Below are 14604 nucleotides of genomic sequence, written 5' to 3'. Positions count from 1 at the left end.
CGATCAAGAAGCGCAGAAGGAAAACTCCATCGCCCGCGGCGGGGCACGCGGTCGGGCGCCCGGACGTCGGCGTCCGTTCGTTGCGAGTCCGCCGCGGTCGGCCGTGCTACACGTCGCGCCATGGCACTCGATCCCACCGCCTGCTACCGGGCGCTGCGGGCGCGCGATCGCCGCTTCGACGGCCGCTTCTTCGTCGGCGTGCGCACCACCGGCGTCTACTGCCGGCCGATCTGCCCGGCGCCCACGCCGCTGCGCGCCAACATCGAGCTCTACGCCTGCGCCGCGGCGGCCGAGGCGGCGGGATTCCGGCCCTGCAAGCGCTGCCGGCCGGAGACCTCGCCCGGCACGCCGGCCTGGCTCGGCAGCTCGGCGGCGGTGTCGCGGGCGCTGCGCCTGATCCGCGACGGCGCGCTCGACGGCGGCGGGGTCGCTGCGCTCGCCGCCCGCCTCGGCGTCGGCGAGCGCCAATTGCGACGTCTCTTCGACCAGCACCTCGGCGCCTCGCCGGCGGCGGTGGCGCGCGCCCAGCGCCTGCAGGCGGCGCGGGCGATGATCGACCAGACGTCGCTGCCGATGATCGACATCGCCACCGCCGCGGGGTTCCAGAGCGTGCGCCAGTTCAATCATGCCGTGCGCCAGCGCTTCGGCGCCGCGCCCCGCGCGCTGCGCCAGCAGTCGGTGGCGTGGGCGGCGTCGCTGCGCGAGCGCGCCGGCCTGGCGCTGCGCGTCCCCTACCGGCCGCCGCTCGACTGGCCGGGGCTGCTGGCGTTCCTCGCCGCGCGCGCGACGCCCGGGGTCGAATCGGTCGCCGGCGACGTCTACCGCCGCAGCGTGCGGATCGGCGAGACCGTCGGCTGGCTCGAGGTCGCCCCCGTCGCCGGCGCATCGGCACTGGTGGTGCGCCTCTGGCCCGGCGACGGCGCCGCCCTGCTGCCGGTGGTCGAACGGGTGCGGCGGCTGTTCGACCTCGGCGCCGACCCGCTGTCGATCAACGCCCACCTGCGCGCCGATCCCCGCCTGCGGCCCCTGGTCGCGGCGCGCCCCGGGCTGCGCGTGCCGGGGGCGTGGGATCCGTTCGAGATCGCGGTGCGGGGCATCGTCGGCCAGCAGATCTCGGTCGCCGGCGCGACGACGTTGATCGGGCGCCTGGTGGCGCGCTGCGGCGCGCGCGTCGACCTCGCCGCCGACCTCACCCATCTCTTCCCGACGCCCGCCGCGCTCGCCGCCGCCGATCTCGCCGGCATCGGCATGCCCGGGGCGCGCGCGGCGGCGCTGCAGGGACTGGCGCGCGCCGTCGCCGACGGCCGCCTGCGACTCGACGCCGCCCGCGGCCTCGAGGAGGCCGTCGCCCGCCTGCGGGCCCTGCCGGGGGTGGGCGAGTGGACGGCCCAGTACATCGCCATGCGCGGCCTCGGCGAACCCGACGCGTGCCCGCACGGCGATCTGGTGCTGCGGCAGGCGCTGGGCGGCGTCAGCGCCGCGGCGCTGGCGCGCGCCGCCGATGCCTGGCGGCCGTGGCGCGCCTACGCGGCGGTTCACCTGTGGGCGGCGAGCGCCCAGCGAAACCAGCGAGCGACGCAGAGGAGATCGGCATGACGGCCATCGACATCCACGAGTACGACACGCCGCTCGGCGCCGTCACCGGCGCGAGCCGCGACGGGATGCTGCTCGCGCTCGCCTTCCGCGACGGGTGGGCGACGATGGAGGCGCGCCTGGTCCGCCGCCTCGGCGCCATCGAACGACGCCGCGCGGCGGGGGGTGGCCTGCAGGCGCGCCTGACGGCGTACTTCGCCGGCGACCCGGCCGCCCTCGACGACGTCGCGATCGACCCGGGCGGAACGGCATTCCAGGGCGCCGTGTGGAGCGCGCTGCGCCGCATCCCGTTCGGCCACACGACGACCTATGGCGCGCTGGCGCGGGCCATCGGCGCGCCCACCGCGGTGCGCGCCGTCGGCGCCGCCAACGGCGCCAACCCGATCTGGCTGATCATTCCCTGCCACCGCGCGATCGGCGCCGACGGCAGCCTGACCGGCTACGCCGGCGGCCTCGAACGCAAGCGCTGGCTGCTGGAGCACGAGCGCCGCCGCGCGCCCTCGCGCGCCTCGTCGGATCAATCCGCGATCCAGTTCCCGTGAAAGCCGTAGGGGACGCGGCACGGCAGATGGACGGAGGCGGTCGGGCGCAGGTCGGACGCATCGAGGATGACGAGGTCACTGGCATCGCGCGCCGCGTCGTAGACGAACTGCACCACCCATCCCTCGTCCTCGCCGGCGTTGGCCGAGGCGGGCACGAAGACGCCCTCGCTGGGCGTCCGCCCGAGGCCGAATTCGTGGCTGCGGGCGCCGCCGGTCTGTAGGTCGTACTTCACCAGCATGCAGCGCTGGCTGCGGTCGTCGTCGCCCTCGAACACGTTGCCGGCGGCGTAGCCGTAGCGGTGGCGCAGGCCGCTGCGGCGATCGTCGGCGCGCGGGAACTCGACCGCGCGGTCGTCGAGCTGCCGTTCGTCGACGCGGCCGGCGGCGAGGTCGATGGTCCAGCGCCACAACGTCGCCGTGGAGATGCCCTCCGGACCGCCGCGCCAGAGCTCGGGATAGCGCGCGACGTCCATGACGACGGCATCGCCCTCGCTGTAGGCGTTGAGGGGGTGGAAGACGTAGCAGGGCTGGATCGCGAACCAACGCACGTCGGCATTGCCGCCGCCGCGCGGCATGACGCCGAGCCGCGCGCCGTAGTCGTCGCTCCAGCGATAGGGGAGGCGGTTCTGCATCGCCAGCTCGAGGTCGAACACCACCGGCAGGTCCATGAAGACGACGTGCCGGTCGGTGATGGCGAAGTCGTGGATCATCGTCGGCCCCGGCACCTCGATCACCTCGCTCTTCACCAGCGCGCCGGCGCGATCGAGCACATGGTAGGTGAGGAACGGCGGCAGGAAGGCGTAACCGAAGAAATGCAGCTCGCCGGTCACCGGGCAGGGCTTGGGGTGGGCGGTGAAGGCGGTGGTGAGACGGCCGCCGAAATCGCAGAGCCCGATGGTGTCGAGCTCGCGGCTCACCTCGATCGGGTACGAGCTCTCGACCAGCGCCAGGACGCGGCCGGCGTGCTGGACGACGTTGGTGTTGTTCACGCCGGCGGTGCGGTCGACGGTGCCGTTGGCGTCCACGAATTCGGCGCCCTCGGTGAAGGTGCGCGTGCGCACGTAGCGGTTGCGGTACCACTGCGCGCGCCCGTTCTCGAGGCGCACCCCGTGCAGCATGCCATCGCCGACGAACCAGTGCGGCGAGTACCCCGACTTCGGGTTCGGCCCGTTGCGCATGTACACGCCGCGCAGCGCCGGCGGGATCGCGCCCTCCACCTGGAGGTCGCAAACGGTGCGTTCCTCGGTGACCGGCGCATAATTGCCCCGCAGGTGGAACGGGAGATCCGTCGCGTTCTGCTCAGTCATCTGTGCTCCAATGGACATGACGCGTGACCACGACGGCGCGCCGATGCGCCGTGGCGTTCATGCGCGGTCATGCGCGTGTTTCGTCTTGCGTTCCGCATCGAATCGCCGCCACGCCCCATCGATCAGGCGCTGGTGCGGCAGGTAGCGCGCCTTGTAGGCCATGGCGCGGTTCCCGGCGACGTAGAGGCCGAGGTACAGGTAGCGCAGTCCCCATTGCCGGCAGAGCGCGACCTGTTTCAGCACCGAGTAGGTGCCGAGGCCGAGGCGGGAGAAGGACGGGTCGTAGAAACAGTAGACGGCCGAGAGCGCGTCGGCGGCGCGGTCGGTGATGGCCACCCCGAGCAGCAGGCCGTTGAGCAGGTAGCGGATCTCGATCGTGTCGGTGCAGCTCTCGGCGAGGAACTGCTCGTAGCCCTCGGCATCGATCAGTCCGTCGCTGGTCGTCAGGCCGCGCTCCAGCTTGTGGCGGTTGTAGAGCGCCACCTTCTCCTCCGTGATCGACGGTCGGCCGATCAGCATCTCGAGCTGGTCGTCGCCGCGCCGCAGGACCCGACGGTGCGTGGCGCTGGGGGCGAACTCCTGCACGTCGAGCCGGATCGCCTGGCAGGCGGAGCAGCTCGAGCAGGTCGGCCGATAGAGCAGCAGCCCCTGCCGCCGGTCGCCCTCCGCCAGGCGGGCCGAGAGCTCCGCCGGCTTCAGCCGCCGCATCGGCAGGCGCAGCGGCAGGTGCGCGGTCTGGGCGGGGAGATAGGGACAGCGCGTCGGCTCGTTCCACACCAGCCACTCCGGCGGCGCCCCGGGGATGCGGACCGGCGTATCCATCGCCGCGACCCTACCGCAGGCGCCCCGTTTGGAGAAGGCATTTGCGAGCCCGGATCACCCATGGATTCGCGTCGCGGGAGCGCCGCGAGGGCGCGGATCCGGTCCCGCGCGGCGACGACCGACGCAGGCAGACTCGACCGTCTGTCGTGGCGGGCGGAGCGGGCACGGCCGGAGCTGGCGTGCGATCGGCGCTCGCAGTAGCGAATTCATGAATCATCCGGGCTAGCCTGGGGACGATGCGCGCGGGCGAGGACTGGCGGTCGCTGACGACCGCGCTGGCGGCGCGGCTGCGGCCGCACGGGCTCGACATCGTCCATCCGTTCGCCGCCGCGGGCCCCGACACCGCCGCGGCGTCGCTGCCCGACCTCGGCCGTGGCGACCCGCTCGGCCTGCTGATCGGCAACACCCGCGCCCTGTGGGCGCCGTTCGTCGCCGCCTGGCGGAAGGACGCGGCGCTGCGCGCCGCCGCCGATCCGCTCGAGCGCTACGTCGAGGCCGCCGTGCTCCCGGCGCTCGCCGCCCTCGGCGTCCGCCACGCGGTGCGCTGGGCGCACGACCCGCCGCCCCGCCTGGCCATCCAGGGGTTGGCGGACCGCGCCGGGCTGGCGCCGCTGTCGCCGGTGGGGCTCAACGTCCATCCGGTGTACGGGCCGTGGTTCGCGCTGCGCGCCGCGGCGGTGCTCGACATCGCTGGACCGGCGGCCGCGCCGCCGCTGTCCCCGCCGTGCGCGCATTGCGCGGCGACCTGCGCGCCGGCCTTCGCCCGCGCCCGCGCCGCGCAGCAGGGACGGGACGACATCGGGGCGACCTGGCCGCTGTGGCTGGCGGTGCGCGATGCCTGTCCGATCGGGCGCGTCCATCGGTACGGCGAGGCGCAGATCCGCTACCACTACGCCCGCGATCGGACCGCGCTGGACACGCGGGCGGGCGGCCCGCCGCGTTAGCCGGGTCCGCCAGCGGGCCGCGCGCCGCGGTCGTTGCTTTTCCCGCCGCCGGGCGGAATGACGGGGCGACGCGGCAAGGAGATGTCGATGCAGGCTCTACAGTTCGAGATGAACATTCCGAAGATCATCCTCACGCGCACGCTCGGGCTGTTCTCCTACCGGGCGTTCATCGCCGGCTACGCCCCGGTGCAGCTCGCCGACATTCCCGAGGCGCGCCTGCGCGGCGACGACTGGGTGGTGGTGCGGCCGACCCTGACCGGCATCTGCGGCAGCGACCAGAAGCAACTCCTGCTCAAGGGCCACTTCGACAACCCGATCTCCGGCATCATCTCGTTCCCGCACGTCCTCGGTCACGAGACGTGCGGCGTCGTCGCCGAGGTCGGCGCCGGCGTCAGCCGGGTGAAGCCCGGCGATCGCGTCGCCATCAATCCATGGCTCTCCTGCGCGCCGCGCGGCATCACGCCGCTGTGTCCGTCCTGCGCCGAGGGCAATCTCTCGATCTGCCACAACTTCGACTCCGGCGGCCTGCGCGCCGGCCTGCACCTCGGCAACTGCAACGACGCCCCCGGCGCCTACGCGGCGCGCGTCGCGCTGCACGAGAGCCAGGTGTTTCCGCTGCCCGTCAGCGTCAGCGACGAGCAGGCGGTGCTCGCCGACCCGTTCGCGGTGTCGTTCCACGCGGTGGTCAAGGATCCGCCCGAAGGCGACGAGCCGACGGTGCTGGTGTACGGCGCCGGCACCATCGGCCTGGCGGCGGTGGCGGCGGTGAAGGTGGTGAGACCGAAGGCGCGCATCGTCGTCATCGCCCGCTATCCGCAGCAGGAGGAGGCGGCGCGCCGGCTCGGCGCCAGCGAGGTGATCACCAGCCGCAAGGGCAAGGAGATCATCGCCACGATCGCCCGCCTCACCGGGGCGCGGCCGTGGGGGTCGCGCTGGCACGGGCTGCCGATGCTGGCGGGCGGCGTCGACGCCGTCTACGACTCGATCTGCTCGCCGGACACGATCGAGATCGGCCTGCGCCTGGTGCGGCCGCGCGGCATCCTGTCGATCATCGGCGTCGAGGCGCCGAAGCGCTTCGAGTGGACGCCGCTCTACTTCAAGGAGCTGCGCGTCGTCGGCTCCAACGCCTTCGGCGTCGAGGAGTTCCGCGGCGTCCGTAAGCACGCCATCGAGCACTACATCGACCTCTGCGCCGCCGGCGAGGTGGACCTCGCCTTCCTGGTCACCCACCGCTACGGCCTCGCGGACTGGCGGGACGCCTTCCTGACCGCCATCCGCAAGCGCACCGGCTGCATCAAGGTCGCGTTCCAGTTCGCGTAGCAGCCCGTTGACAAACAGGTCGGCCGCTGCGGGCGGGTCTCGTGCGCCAGCTCTTCGTTGCCGAATCCTCGACAACACCGACCGGTTTGCCTCCGGTTCGGCGCCTGATCTGGCGCACAGTCCCTCGCCCTCGCGACGCCGCCTGTACTGCTGGGCCGTTCAGTCGTCGAGGAGCTCGCGCACCGCGGCGACGACGCCCTCGGCATCGATGCCGTGCAGGCGCAGCAGCTCGGGGTACGGGGCGACCTCGGTGCAGAAGCGGTCGCGGACGCCGACGCGGCGCAGGCGGGCGGCGCCGGTCTCGGCGAGGATCTCGGCGACGGCGCCGCCCAGACCGCCGTCGATGAAGTGCTCCTCGACGGTGACCAGCCGTCCGGTCTCGCGCGCCGCGCGCGCGACGGCGGCGCGGTCGAGCGGCTTGAGCGTGTGCACGTTGAGCACCCGGGCGCTGGCGCCGCCGGCGCGCAGGGCGTCGTGCGCCGCCAGCGCCGTCGCGACGCAGCCGCCGGTGGCGAGGATGGCCGCGTCGTCGCCGTCGCGCAGCGTGACGATCTCGCCGGGGATGAACGGCGCGGCGTAGCCGGCGATCGGCCGCAGGGCGCCGATGCGCAGGTACACCGGACCGTCGATCGCCGCCGCGGCGCGGATCGCGCGCTGGCTCTCGTCGGGATCGGCGGGGGAGAGGATCGTCAGGCCGGGGACGGTGCGCAGCAGGGCGATGTCCTCGATGGCGTGGTGGGTCGCGCCCCAGGCGCCGGCCTCGAGGCCGGCGAAGGGGGCGACGAGCTTCACCGGGTTGCGGTTGTAGGCGCAGTCGTCGCGGATCTGCTCGAAGCCGCGCATCGAGACGAACGGCGCCATGCCGAGGACGAAGGGCAGCTTGCCGGCGTGGGCGAGGCCGGCGGCGACGCCGATCAGGTTCTCCTCGCTGATGCCGACGTCGAAGTGGCGGTCGGGGAAGCGATCGGTGAAGCCGCGCACCGGGCCGAAGTCCTGCGACACCAGCACGACGCGCGGATCGGCGGCGGCGAGCTCGCCCACCACCTGCATGCCGGCCAGCGCGGTGCGATAGCCGCCGAGGCTCACGGCGTCGCTCCCAGCGCCGCATAGGCGCGCGCCGCTTCCTCGTCGCTGAGCCGCGTGTAGTGGGCGCGCGCCGTGCCCTCGACGCCGGGCACGCCCTTGCCCTTCACGGTGTGGGCGATCAGCACCGTCGGCGCGTCGGCGGCCGGCGCCGCGTCGAGCGCGGCGCAGACCGCCGCCATGTCGTGGCCGTCGATCTCGCGCACCCGCCAGCGGAAGGCCCGCCACTTGTCGGCCAGCGGCTCGAGCGGCAGGACCTCGTCGACGGCGCCGGCGGACTGGAAGCGGTTGTAGTCGACGATCGCCAGCAGGTTGGGCACGCGGAAGCGCGGCGCGCACAGCGCCGCTTCCCACACCGTGCCCTCCTGCAACTCGCCGTCGCCGAGCAGCACCACGGTGCGCGACGGCGAGCCGTCGAGCTGTTCCGCCATCGCGATGCCGAGCCCGACCGACAGCGCGTGCCCGAGGGAGCCGGTCGCGAGCTCGATGCCCGGGGCGCGCATGGTCGGATGCCCGCCCAACCGGCTGCCGAGCTGGCCGCTCCGCGGCAACTCGGCCGGATCGATCAGGCCGCGCTCGGCGAGGCAGGCGTGGAGGATGTGCACGGCGTGCCCCTTGCTGAGCAGGAACCGGTCGCGGCGCCGCCGCGCGGTGTCGTCGAGCTGCAGAACGTCGAAGAACAGCGCCGCCATCAGGTCGGCGCAGGACAGCGAGCCGCCGAGGTGGCAGAGTTGCGCCGCGGCGATGCCGACGACGTGCGCCCGCAGACGCGCCGCCCGAGCGGTGAGCGCGGCGATGCGGTCCATGCGATGGCGCGGCTCCGTGTCCCGGGTGCCGACTCAGGGGGTGGGCACGTACTTCACGATCACCCGCGTCCGATCCTTGAACCCCTGGCGGAAACTCTCCTCGTGCTGTGTCCAGCCGTCGGGGTACTTCTCGGCGAAGGTCCGCATGAGCAGCGCTTCGATCTTCGGGTCGCTCACCAGCGAGCCGGTGGCCATGAAGGAGGCCGCGTCGACCGAGCCGACGGCGATCTTGGCCTGCGGGCGGCCGGCCTTGATGCGGCGCACGCGCCACGAGGTCGGGCGGGTGCCGACGTAGACCGCGTTGTCGTGCCAGAGGTACCAGATCTCGGCCGGCTTGCTCAGCGAGCCGTCCTTTCGCGTCGAGGAGATGTAGACGTACTTGCCGGTCGCGAGCTGCTGCTGCAGTTGCTGCGACAGCTCCGCCGCGGCGGCGAGGGGCAACAGCAGCACGACGAGGAAGGCGAGAAGGCGACGCGTCCGCATGGGTCCTCCATGGCGAGTGCAGCGCGACCCTACGGGGCCGGCGCCGCCAGCGCAACGTTGCCAGCGAGCGGCGATGTGCTACCCATGCCGCATGCGATCACCGCTCGCCAACCAGCGCGGTAACACCGTCCTCTACCTCGTGATCGGTCTGCTGGTGCTGTTCGTCGCCGGCAATCTGGTGCTGCACTACGGCCTGAAGCGTCACGCGATCCTGCCGTACGACGTCGATGCCGCCTACCCGCCGGATCGCACCCTGGTCGGCGGCGAGGCCTTCGCGTCGACCGCCGCGGCGCTGATGGACCACGAGCTGACGAGTCCCACGGGCTGGCGCCCCAACGACTTCGTCCTCTGGGGACCGGCGGTCGCCGCCGACAACAACGCCAGCCGCCAGCTCGGCATCATCCTCGCGCTGCGCGAGAGCCTGCGCGTGTTCAAGGATCACCTGACCAAGATCTCGTCCAACGAGTACGATCCCAACCTGGTCGCCGCCGATACGCTGCTGCGCAACGACGAGACCAAGTTCTGGTTCCCCTCGGCGGAGGGCCGTTACAAGGAGGCGGTCAAGGCGCTGAAGCGCTACGTCGATGGGCTCGCCGCCACGCCGCCGACCTCGAAGCCGCTCAATCAGCGCAACGTCGAGCTGATCCGTCTCTTCCAGAGCTGGTCCGACATTCTCGGCGACGCGCACGCCAACCTGTTCAAGGACGTCGAGTCGAACGGCAGCAGCATCCGGCCGTGGGACACCGACGACTACTTCTACCACGCCCAGGGCGTCGCCCACGTGATCCACCACCTGGCGCGGGCGCTGAAGCGCGAGTACGCGGCGGAGTTCGTCAATCGGCCGAGCATCCAGCGGACGGTCGACGAGGTCATCGACACGCTCGGCAAGGCGGCGGTGCTGAAGCCGCTGATCGTCCTCGACGGCGGCCCCGACGGTCTCACCGCCAACCACCGCCGCAACCTCGACGTCTACATCGCCGAGGCGCGGCAGAAGATGTACACGATTCGCGAGGAGCTGGAGAAGTAGACCCGGCCGCGCGCGAGCGCGCCGGTCCGGCCGGCGCCCGCGGCCGCCGGCCAGCTCAGCCGCCGGGCTTCCTGATCACGCTGCGCTCGTCGAGGAAGCCCACCACGTCGTCGATGTGGGCGTGCTCGCGGCGCAGGAAGTCGGCGACCGCGCGCGCCAGGCCCGGGTGGGCGAGGAAGTGCAGGCTGTGGGTGACCGCGGCGTCGAAGCCGCGCCAGTGCTTGTACTCGCCGCCGGCGCCGGGCTCGAAGCGGCTGAAGCCGTGCTCGATGCAGTGGCGGACGCCGGCGTAGTAGCAGACGACGAAGTGGAGCTGGCGCACCTCCGCGAAGCAGCCCCAGTAGCGGCCGTAGAGGACGCCGTTCTTCTGCACGTTGATCGCGCCGGCGAGCAGCTCGTCGCCGCGCTGCGCGGCGACGAAGCAGAGGTTGCGCTTCCAGCGCGCGCGAAGCTGCTGGAAGAAGGCGGCGTTCAGGTACTGGCGACCCCAGTACAGCTTGTCGATGGTCGACTTGTAGAGGCGGAACATCGGCTCGAAGAGCTCGTCGGGGATGGCGTCGCCGGCGAGCGGGGTGACGGTGATGCCCTGGTCGGCGATCAGTCGCAGCTCGCGCTTCACCTCGACCCGGCGCTTGCTGCGCATGCGCCCCAGGTAGTCGTCGAAGGTCGCGTAGTCGTGGTTGCGCCAGTGGTACTGCACGCCCCGGCGGTGCAGAAACCCGGCCGCCTGCAGCGGCGCGATCTCGTCGTCGGCGCAGAAGTTGACGTGCACCGAGGAGAGCTGATGGCGGGTGCAGAGGTCGCGCAGCGACTCCGCCATCAGCGTCAGCAGCGCCGACCGCGGCTCGTCGGGGTGGGTGAGGAAGCGCGGTCCGGTCGCCGGCGTGAGCGGCACCGCGACCAGCAGCTTCGGATAGTAGGCGAGGCCGGCGCGTTCGGCGGCGTCGGCCCAGGTGTGGTCGAAGACGAACTCGCCCTGGCTGTGCCCCTTGAGGTACATCGGCGCGGCGGCGATCAGCCGGCCGTCGCGGCGCACCGTGAGGTGGTGCGGCGCCCAGCCGGCGCTGGCGCTGACGCAGCCCGACTGCTCGAGCGCGTCGAGCCAGTCCCATTCGAGGAACGGCGAGCCGGCGGGACCGAGCAGCGCCTCCCACTCGCCGCGCTCGATGTCGGCGATGCGACGCGCGAGCGCGATCTCGACCGGCATGGCGCGATCCTACATGGCGCGCCGGCGCCGGCAACGTGGCGTCAGCGCGGACGTGGCGGCGGGTTGTAGCCGCGCTCGTCCCAGGGGCGCAGCTTCTCGAGCCACAGCTCCTCGAGGAGCCGCAGATCGTCGGTCGGGTCGTATCCGGGCGTCGCCGTCGGCGTCAGCAGGTCAAGCGCCTCGAAGACGAAGGCGTCGGCGCCGAAGGCATCCCAGTCCCGCTGCAGCGCCGGGTTGCGATGGGCCCGCATCCGCAGTTGCGCGCGATGGCTGTTGAGCTTGCCCGGCACGTCGCGGGCGACGCCGACCAGCGCCTTGCCGTTCACCGTGTTGCGCACGCAGTAGACGCCCATCGGGCGCGGCGTCTCCTTGTACTGGCGTATCAGCGTCCGGCGGTCGGTCATCGGCTCCCCGTGCGCTGACTACCCACCGCACCACGGCGCGGCAAGGCGATGCGACGATCGTGTGAGACGGCGCCGGGGAGAAGGTTTCCGGTCCCTCACAGCAGCGAGCCGAGCTCCGCGAACACCGTGTAGTAGGGCGAGCGCGAGACCTCCAGGTTCGAGCCGATCACGCCGGGCAGCGGAATGGTGCCGAGGGCGCCGGCGAGATCGGGCAGGAGGTTGGTCAGCACGGTCGGCATCAACGCCGTGACACTGGCATCGCCGCTGGCGAGCGGGTCGAGGAGCACGGCGACGGTGACGTCGCTGGCGGTCGGCGCGGTGAGCGAGAAGGTGAGGCCGGCGGGGCCGGCGGCGAGCTCGACGTCGAAGCGGGCGTCGACGGCGGCGCGCAGGTGCACGGTCTCGCCGGGCCCGGGGTTCTCGACCACCTCGAGCAGGACGTGTCCGAGGCGCAGCTCGGCGAGGACGCCGATCGGGGCGCCGGCGCCGGTCAGCACCGGGGCCAGGGTCGGCAGGACGCGCAGCGTCAGCGGCGTCGCCGGCGGCAGCGCGGCGAAGCCGGGCAGCGCCGGCGCGAGCAGGCCGGCGGTGAGCGGGCTGGCGCCGCCGCCGAGATCGAGGGCGGTGGTCGCGAGCTGCAGCAGCCCCTGCTCGGTGCGGGCGCGCAGAATGGCATTGACGGCGGTGGTGGACAGACCGAGGCCGGCGTCGAACGGCATCGCGCCGGCCGGCGTGGTGGCGCCGAAGGCGGGGAAGCTCTCCGCCACGGCGAGGAACTGCGGCAGCACCGGCGCCCCCGGCGCCGGCAGCGGCGCGCTGGCGATCAGGTCGGCGGCGAACGAGACGCCGAGCGCGTCCTCGTCGATCGCCACCCAGGGCGCCTGCACGTCGAGCCCGAGGCCGGTGGAGAGCAGCGGGCCGAGCTGGATGGCGCCGAGGGCGCTCTCGAGCAGGGCGGCGGTCGGCGTGTTGCCGTTGCCGTCGACCTGGTTGAGCGGCGCGAGCAGCGTGTTGGCGAGCTGTGCCACGAGCTGTCCGGCGAGGGCGTTGATCACCGGCGCCAGGCCGCCCAGACCGCCGCTGCACGTCGTGGTCGAGGTCAGCCCCGGGGTGGTGACGCCGACGTTGCCGATCTGCGCGACATCGATCTGGGTCGGATCGGCGGCGAGCGGCGACAGGGCGTAGTTGCCGGTGAGCAGGATCGAAGGCGCCTGCACCTGGACGTCACAGCTCAGCGGCGCGCCGGTGACGCTGGTGATGGTCAGCGGCAGGCGCAGGTTCTGGATGTCGATGGCGACCACCAGCTTGCCGGTCTGCGAGTCGATGTCGAAGCCGACGCCGTCGATCCCCGGCGCCGGCGTGGAGCCGATGGCGACGTCGATGGTGCCGAGGCAACTGTTGCCGAGCGGCAGATAGCAGAGGTCGCTGATCAATGGCGTGCCGGGGGTCAGCACCGCGGAGAGGTCGAGCGGGGGCACCAGCGACGAGAGCAGCGGCTCGAGGGCATCGAAGGCGCTGTCGTTGAGGCGCAGCGCGATGCCGCTCGCCGCGCCGGCGGCCGCCGCGCGGGCCGCGCCGGCGATGACGGCGATGCGGTCGCGCGCCACGGCGCCGTCGCGCTGGCGGGTGAGACGGGCGAAGGCGGGGGTGAAGACGCGCGCGGCATCGGGCGCGAGGCCGGTGCTGAACGTCTTGTCGCGCGCCAGCACGAGCGGCGCGCCGTTGAGGGTGAGCAGGGCGTCGTTGACGTTGACGTGCTCGACGTGGCCGGTGACCTGGACCAGGGCCGCCTGCGTGAAGCTGCCGTGCGCCGGGCTGTCGATGACCACGCGCGGCGCCGGGCAGGGCGTGGCCTCGAGCTGGCAGGTGGCGCTGCAGCAGTCGCCGTCGACGCGGTTGCCGTCGTCGCACTGCTCCGAGGGCGCGTCGAGCACGTCGTTGCCGCACACCGGCACGGTGGCGGCGCAGCTCGCGTTGTCCTGGCCGTCGTCGAAGAGGTCGCAGTCGCGGTTGAGATCGCCGCCGCTGTTGGCTTCCTGGCAGACGCGGCAGGCGACGCGCGCGGCGAGGCAGGCGGCCGGGTCGGCGCTGCCGCCGCAGCCGCCCGGCAGCGCCGCCGCCACCTGCCCGGCGCAGTGCTGGCTCAGCGACGCGGCGAAGGCGCTGGCGCACTTCAGCCCGACGGCGCCGGAGGGATCGGGGATGCCGGTGGCGGGATTGCCGGCGGTCATCAGGCAGGCGCTCTCCAGCACGCCGCCGCTGGCGGCGCCGCCGGCCAGCGCCTTCTTCTTGCAGCTCAGGAAGGCCTTGCGCTGGGCGCCGGCGCAGCCGGTGATCGCCTTGGCGAGGCGCGCCTGGCACTTGGCGCCGGCCGGGTTGGCGCTGGCGCGCAGGATGCCGACGTCGAGCGAGTCGCCGAAGGCATCGCGCAGCGCCAGGTCGACCGCCCGTGGCGCCGCCGCGAGCGTGGTCTCGGCGTAGATCTCGTGCAGGTCGGGATCGAAGGCCGCCGGGTCGGGCGGCGGCGCGTAGGGGCCGACCAGGCCGGGGACGGCGAAGGCGGGCAGGTCGCCGGTGGCGCAGAAGCGCCCCTCGTTGCCGATCGCCTTGAGTCGCTGCTTGGCCAACTGTCCCTTGGCATCGGCGCCGAGGCAGGCGTCGATCGCCGGCAGCGCGCCGCTGGCGCCGCGCTTGAGGCAGTCGAGCGCCACCTTGGTCTGCGCCTTCGCCTGCAGCGACATGCCCTTGTCGACCGCGGCGACGCACTTGCGGGCGTCGCGATCGAGCGGCTGCGCGCCGGCGGTGGTGAAGGATACGGCCACCGCGAGCGCGGTCAGAACGAGCTTCCCCGCGAAGTCCCCCATGGGCTCCGTAGTAACCCAGCCCGGCTGGCTATCACAACCCGCGATGCGGCGCCGCGCGAGCAGTCCGCTGAAGAACAGGCGGCGTCGCGAGGGCGAGGGATCGTGCGCCAGATCGAGGCGCCGAAGCGGAGGCAAACCGGTCGGTTGTGTCGAGGATTCGGCAACGAAGAGCTGGCGCCCGAGACCCGCCCGCCGTAGCCGA

The 14604-nt window shown here is 73.0% G+C and carries 13 protein-coding genes; 5 read left to right on the top strand and 8 right to left on the bottom strand.

What is annotated here, in order from left to right:
- Window positions 1-120 precede the first annotated feature (120 nt).
- Entirely contained in the window at window positions 121-1596 is a 1476-nt protein-coding gene (locus KF840_05005) for a helix-turn-helix domain-containing protein (protein MBX3024253.1), read from the top strand.
- A complete protein-coding gene (locus KF840_05000) occupies window positions 1593-2135 on the top strand; it encodes a methylated-DNA--[protein]-cysteine S-methyltransferase (protein MBX3024252.1) in 543 nt (180 codons plus the stop codon). Before KF840_05005 ends, KF840_05000 begins: the two co-directional genes overlap by 4 nt.
- Here the strand turns inward: KF840_05000 and KF840_04995 are convergent.
- Both KF840_04995 and KF840_04990 read right to left on the bottom strand, forming a co-directional pair.
- Window positions 2111-3442: a carotenoid oxygenase family protein gene (locus KF840_04995; GenBank protein MBX3024251.1), complete on the bottom strand. Its 1332-nt coding sequence runs from the start codon at window positions 3440-3442 to the stop codon at window positions 2111-2113. The genes KF840_05000 and KF840_04995 overlap by 25 nt on opposite strands.
- Window positions 3443-3499: 57 nt before the next feature.
- Window positions 3500-4264 (bottom strand): arginyltransferase, encoded by a 765-nt coding sequence (locus KF840_04990; protein ID MBX3024250.1) that lies wholly within the window; start codon window positions 4262-4264, stop codon window positions 3500-3502.
- Between the two features lie 236 nt (window positions 4265-4500).
- On the opposite strand from KF840_04990, the gene KF840_04985 reads away from it, so the two are divergent.
- A complete protein-coding gene (locus KF840_04985) occupies window positions 4501-5208 on the top strand; it encodes a hypothetical protein (protein MBX3024249.1) in 708 nt (235 codons plus the stop codon).
- Window positions 5209-5295: 87 nt separating this feature from the next.
- Window positions 5296-6528 carry a zinc-binding dehydrogenase gene (locus tag KF840_04980; GenBank protein ID MBX3024248.1) on the top strand — a complete coding sequence of 411 codons (1233 nt, stop codon included), beginning with the start codon at window positions 5296-5298 and terminating at the stop codon, window positions 6526-6528.
- 159 nt (window positions 6529-6687) lie between these two features.
- Here KF840_04980 and KF840_04975 read toward each other — a convergent pair whose 3' ends face one another.
- Genes KF840_04975 through KF840_04965 form a run of 3 tightly spaced genes read right to left on the bottom strand, consistent with a single transcriptional unit; the run spans window position 6688 to window position 8900 of the window.
- Window positions 6688-7614 carry a transketolase family protein gene (locus tag KF840_04975; protein ID MBX3024247.1) on the bottom strand — a complete coding sequence of 309 codons (927 nt, stop codon included), beginning with the start codon at window positions 7612-7614 and terminating at the stop codon, window positions 6688-6690.
- A complete protein-coding gene (locus KF840_04970; GenBank protein ID MBX3024246.1) occupies window positions 7611-8417 on the bottom strand; it encodes a transketolase in 807 nt (268 codons plus the stop codon). The genes KF840_04975 and KF840_04970 overlap by 4 nt, the downstream gene beginning before the upstream one ends.
- A gap of 33 nt (window positions 8418-8450) precedes the next feature.
- Window positions 8451-8900, bottom strand: coding sequence for a hypothetical protein (locus KF840_04965; protein ID MBX3024245.1), 450 nt, complete (start codon window positions 8898-8900; stop codon window positions 8451-8453).
- 91 nt (window positions 8901-8991) lie between these two features.
- Here KF840_04965 and KF840_04960 point away from each other — a divergent pair, with 91 nt between their 5' ends.
- Window positions 8992-9927, top strand: a complete 936-nt coding sequence (locus KF840_04960; protein ID MBX3024244.1) for a DUF2333 family protein — start codon at window positions 8992-8994, stop codon at window positions 9925-9927.
- 55 nt (window positions 9928-9982) lie between these two features.
- Here the strand turns inward: KF840_04960 and KF840_04955 are convergent, their stop codons facing one another.
- The 3 genes from KF840_04955 to KF840_04945 all read right to left on the bottom strand — a co-directional run bounded on the left by KF840_04955 (window position 9983) and on the right by KF840_04945 (window position 14402).
- Entirely contained in the window at window positions 9983-11134 is a 1152-nt protein-coding gene (locus KF840_04955; protein MBX3024243.1) for an N-acetyltransferase, read from the bottom strand.
- A gap of 41 nt (window positions 11135-11175) precedes the next feature.
- Window positions 11176-11487 (bottom strand): GIY-YIG nuclease family protein, encoded by a 312-nt coding sequence (locus tag KF840_04950; GenBank protein MBX3024242.1) that lies wholly within the window; start codon window positions 11485-11487, stop codon window positions 11176-11178.
- A 146-nt stretch (window positions 11488-11633) separates the two neighbouring features.
- Window positions 11634-14402: a hypothetical protein gene (locus tag KF840_04945; GenBank protein MBX3024241.1), complete on the bottom strand. Its 2769-nt coding sequence runs from the start codon at window positions 14400-14402 to the stop codon at window positions 11634-11636.
- Window positions 14403-14604 lie beyond the last annotated feature (202 nt).

Source organism: bacterium (assembly GCA_019637795.1).
In the GTDB taxonomy this organism is placed as follows: domain Bacteria; phylum Desulfobacterota; class Binatia; order HRBIN30; family CADEER01; genus JAHBUY01.
The sequence above is the reverse complement of the archived record's forward strand: the minus strand, read 5'-3'. Positions and strand labels throughout refer to the sequence as shown.

Excerpts from the sequence above, each read along its gene's own strand:
- KF840_05005 (MBX3024253.1), top strand. The coding sequence starts at position 121 with ATGGCACTCGATCCCACCGCCTGCTACCGGGCGCTGCGGGCGCGCGAT.
- KF840_05000 (MBX3024252.1), top strand. The coding sequence starts at position 1,593 with ATGACGGCCATCGACATCCACGAGTACGACACGCCGCTCGGCGCCGTC.
- KF840_04995 (MBX3024251.1), bottom strand. The coding sequence starts at position 3,442 with ATGACTGAGCAGAACGCGACGGATCTCCCGTTCCACCTGCGGGGCAAT.
- KF840_04990 (MBX3024250.1), bottom strand. The coding sequence starts at position 4,264 with ATGGATACGCCGGTCCGCATCCCCGGGGCGCCGCCGGAGTGGCTGGTG.
- KF840_04985 (MBX3024249.1), top strand. The coding sequence starts at position 4,501 with ATGCGCGCGGGCGAGGACTGGCGGTCGCTGACGACCGCGCTGGCGGCG.
- KF840_04980 (MBX3024248.1), top strand. The coding sequence starts at position 5,296 with ATGCAGGCTCTACAGTTCGAGATGAACATTCCGAAGATCATCCTCACG.
- KF840_04970 (MBX3024246.1), bottom strand. The coding sequence starts at position 8,417 with ATGGACCGCATCGCCGCGCTCACCGCTCGGGCGGCGCGTCTGCGGGCG.
- KF840_04965 (MBX3024245.1), bottom strand. The coding sequence starts at position 8,900 with ATGCGGACGCGTCGCCTTCTCGCCTTCCTCGTCGTGCTGCTGTTGCCC.
- KF840_04960 (MBX3024244.1), top strand. The coding sequence starts at position 8,992 with ATGCGATCACCGCTCGCCAACCAGCGCGGTAACACCGTCCTCTACCTC.
- KF840_04955 (MBX3024243.1), bottom strand. The coding sequence starts at position 11,134 with ATGCCGGTCGAGATCGCGCTCGCGCGTCGCATCGCCGACATCGAGCGC.
- KF840_04950 (MBX3024242.1), bottom strand. The coding sequence starts at position 11,487 with ATGGGCGTCTACTGCGTGCGCAACACGGTGAACGGCAAGGCGCTGGTC.
- KF840_04945 (MBX3024241.1), bottom strand. The coding sequence starts at position 14,402 with ATGGGGGACTTCGCGGGGAAGCTCGTTCTGACCGCGCTCGCGGTGGCC.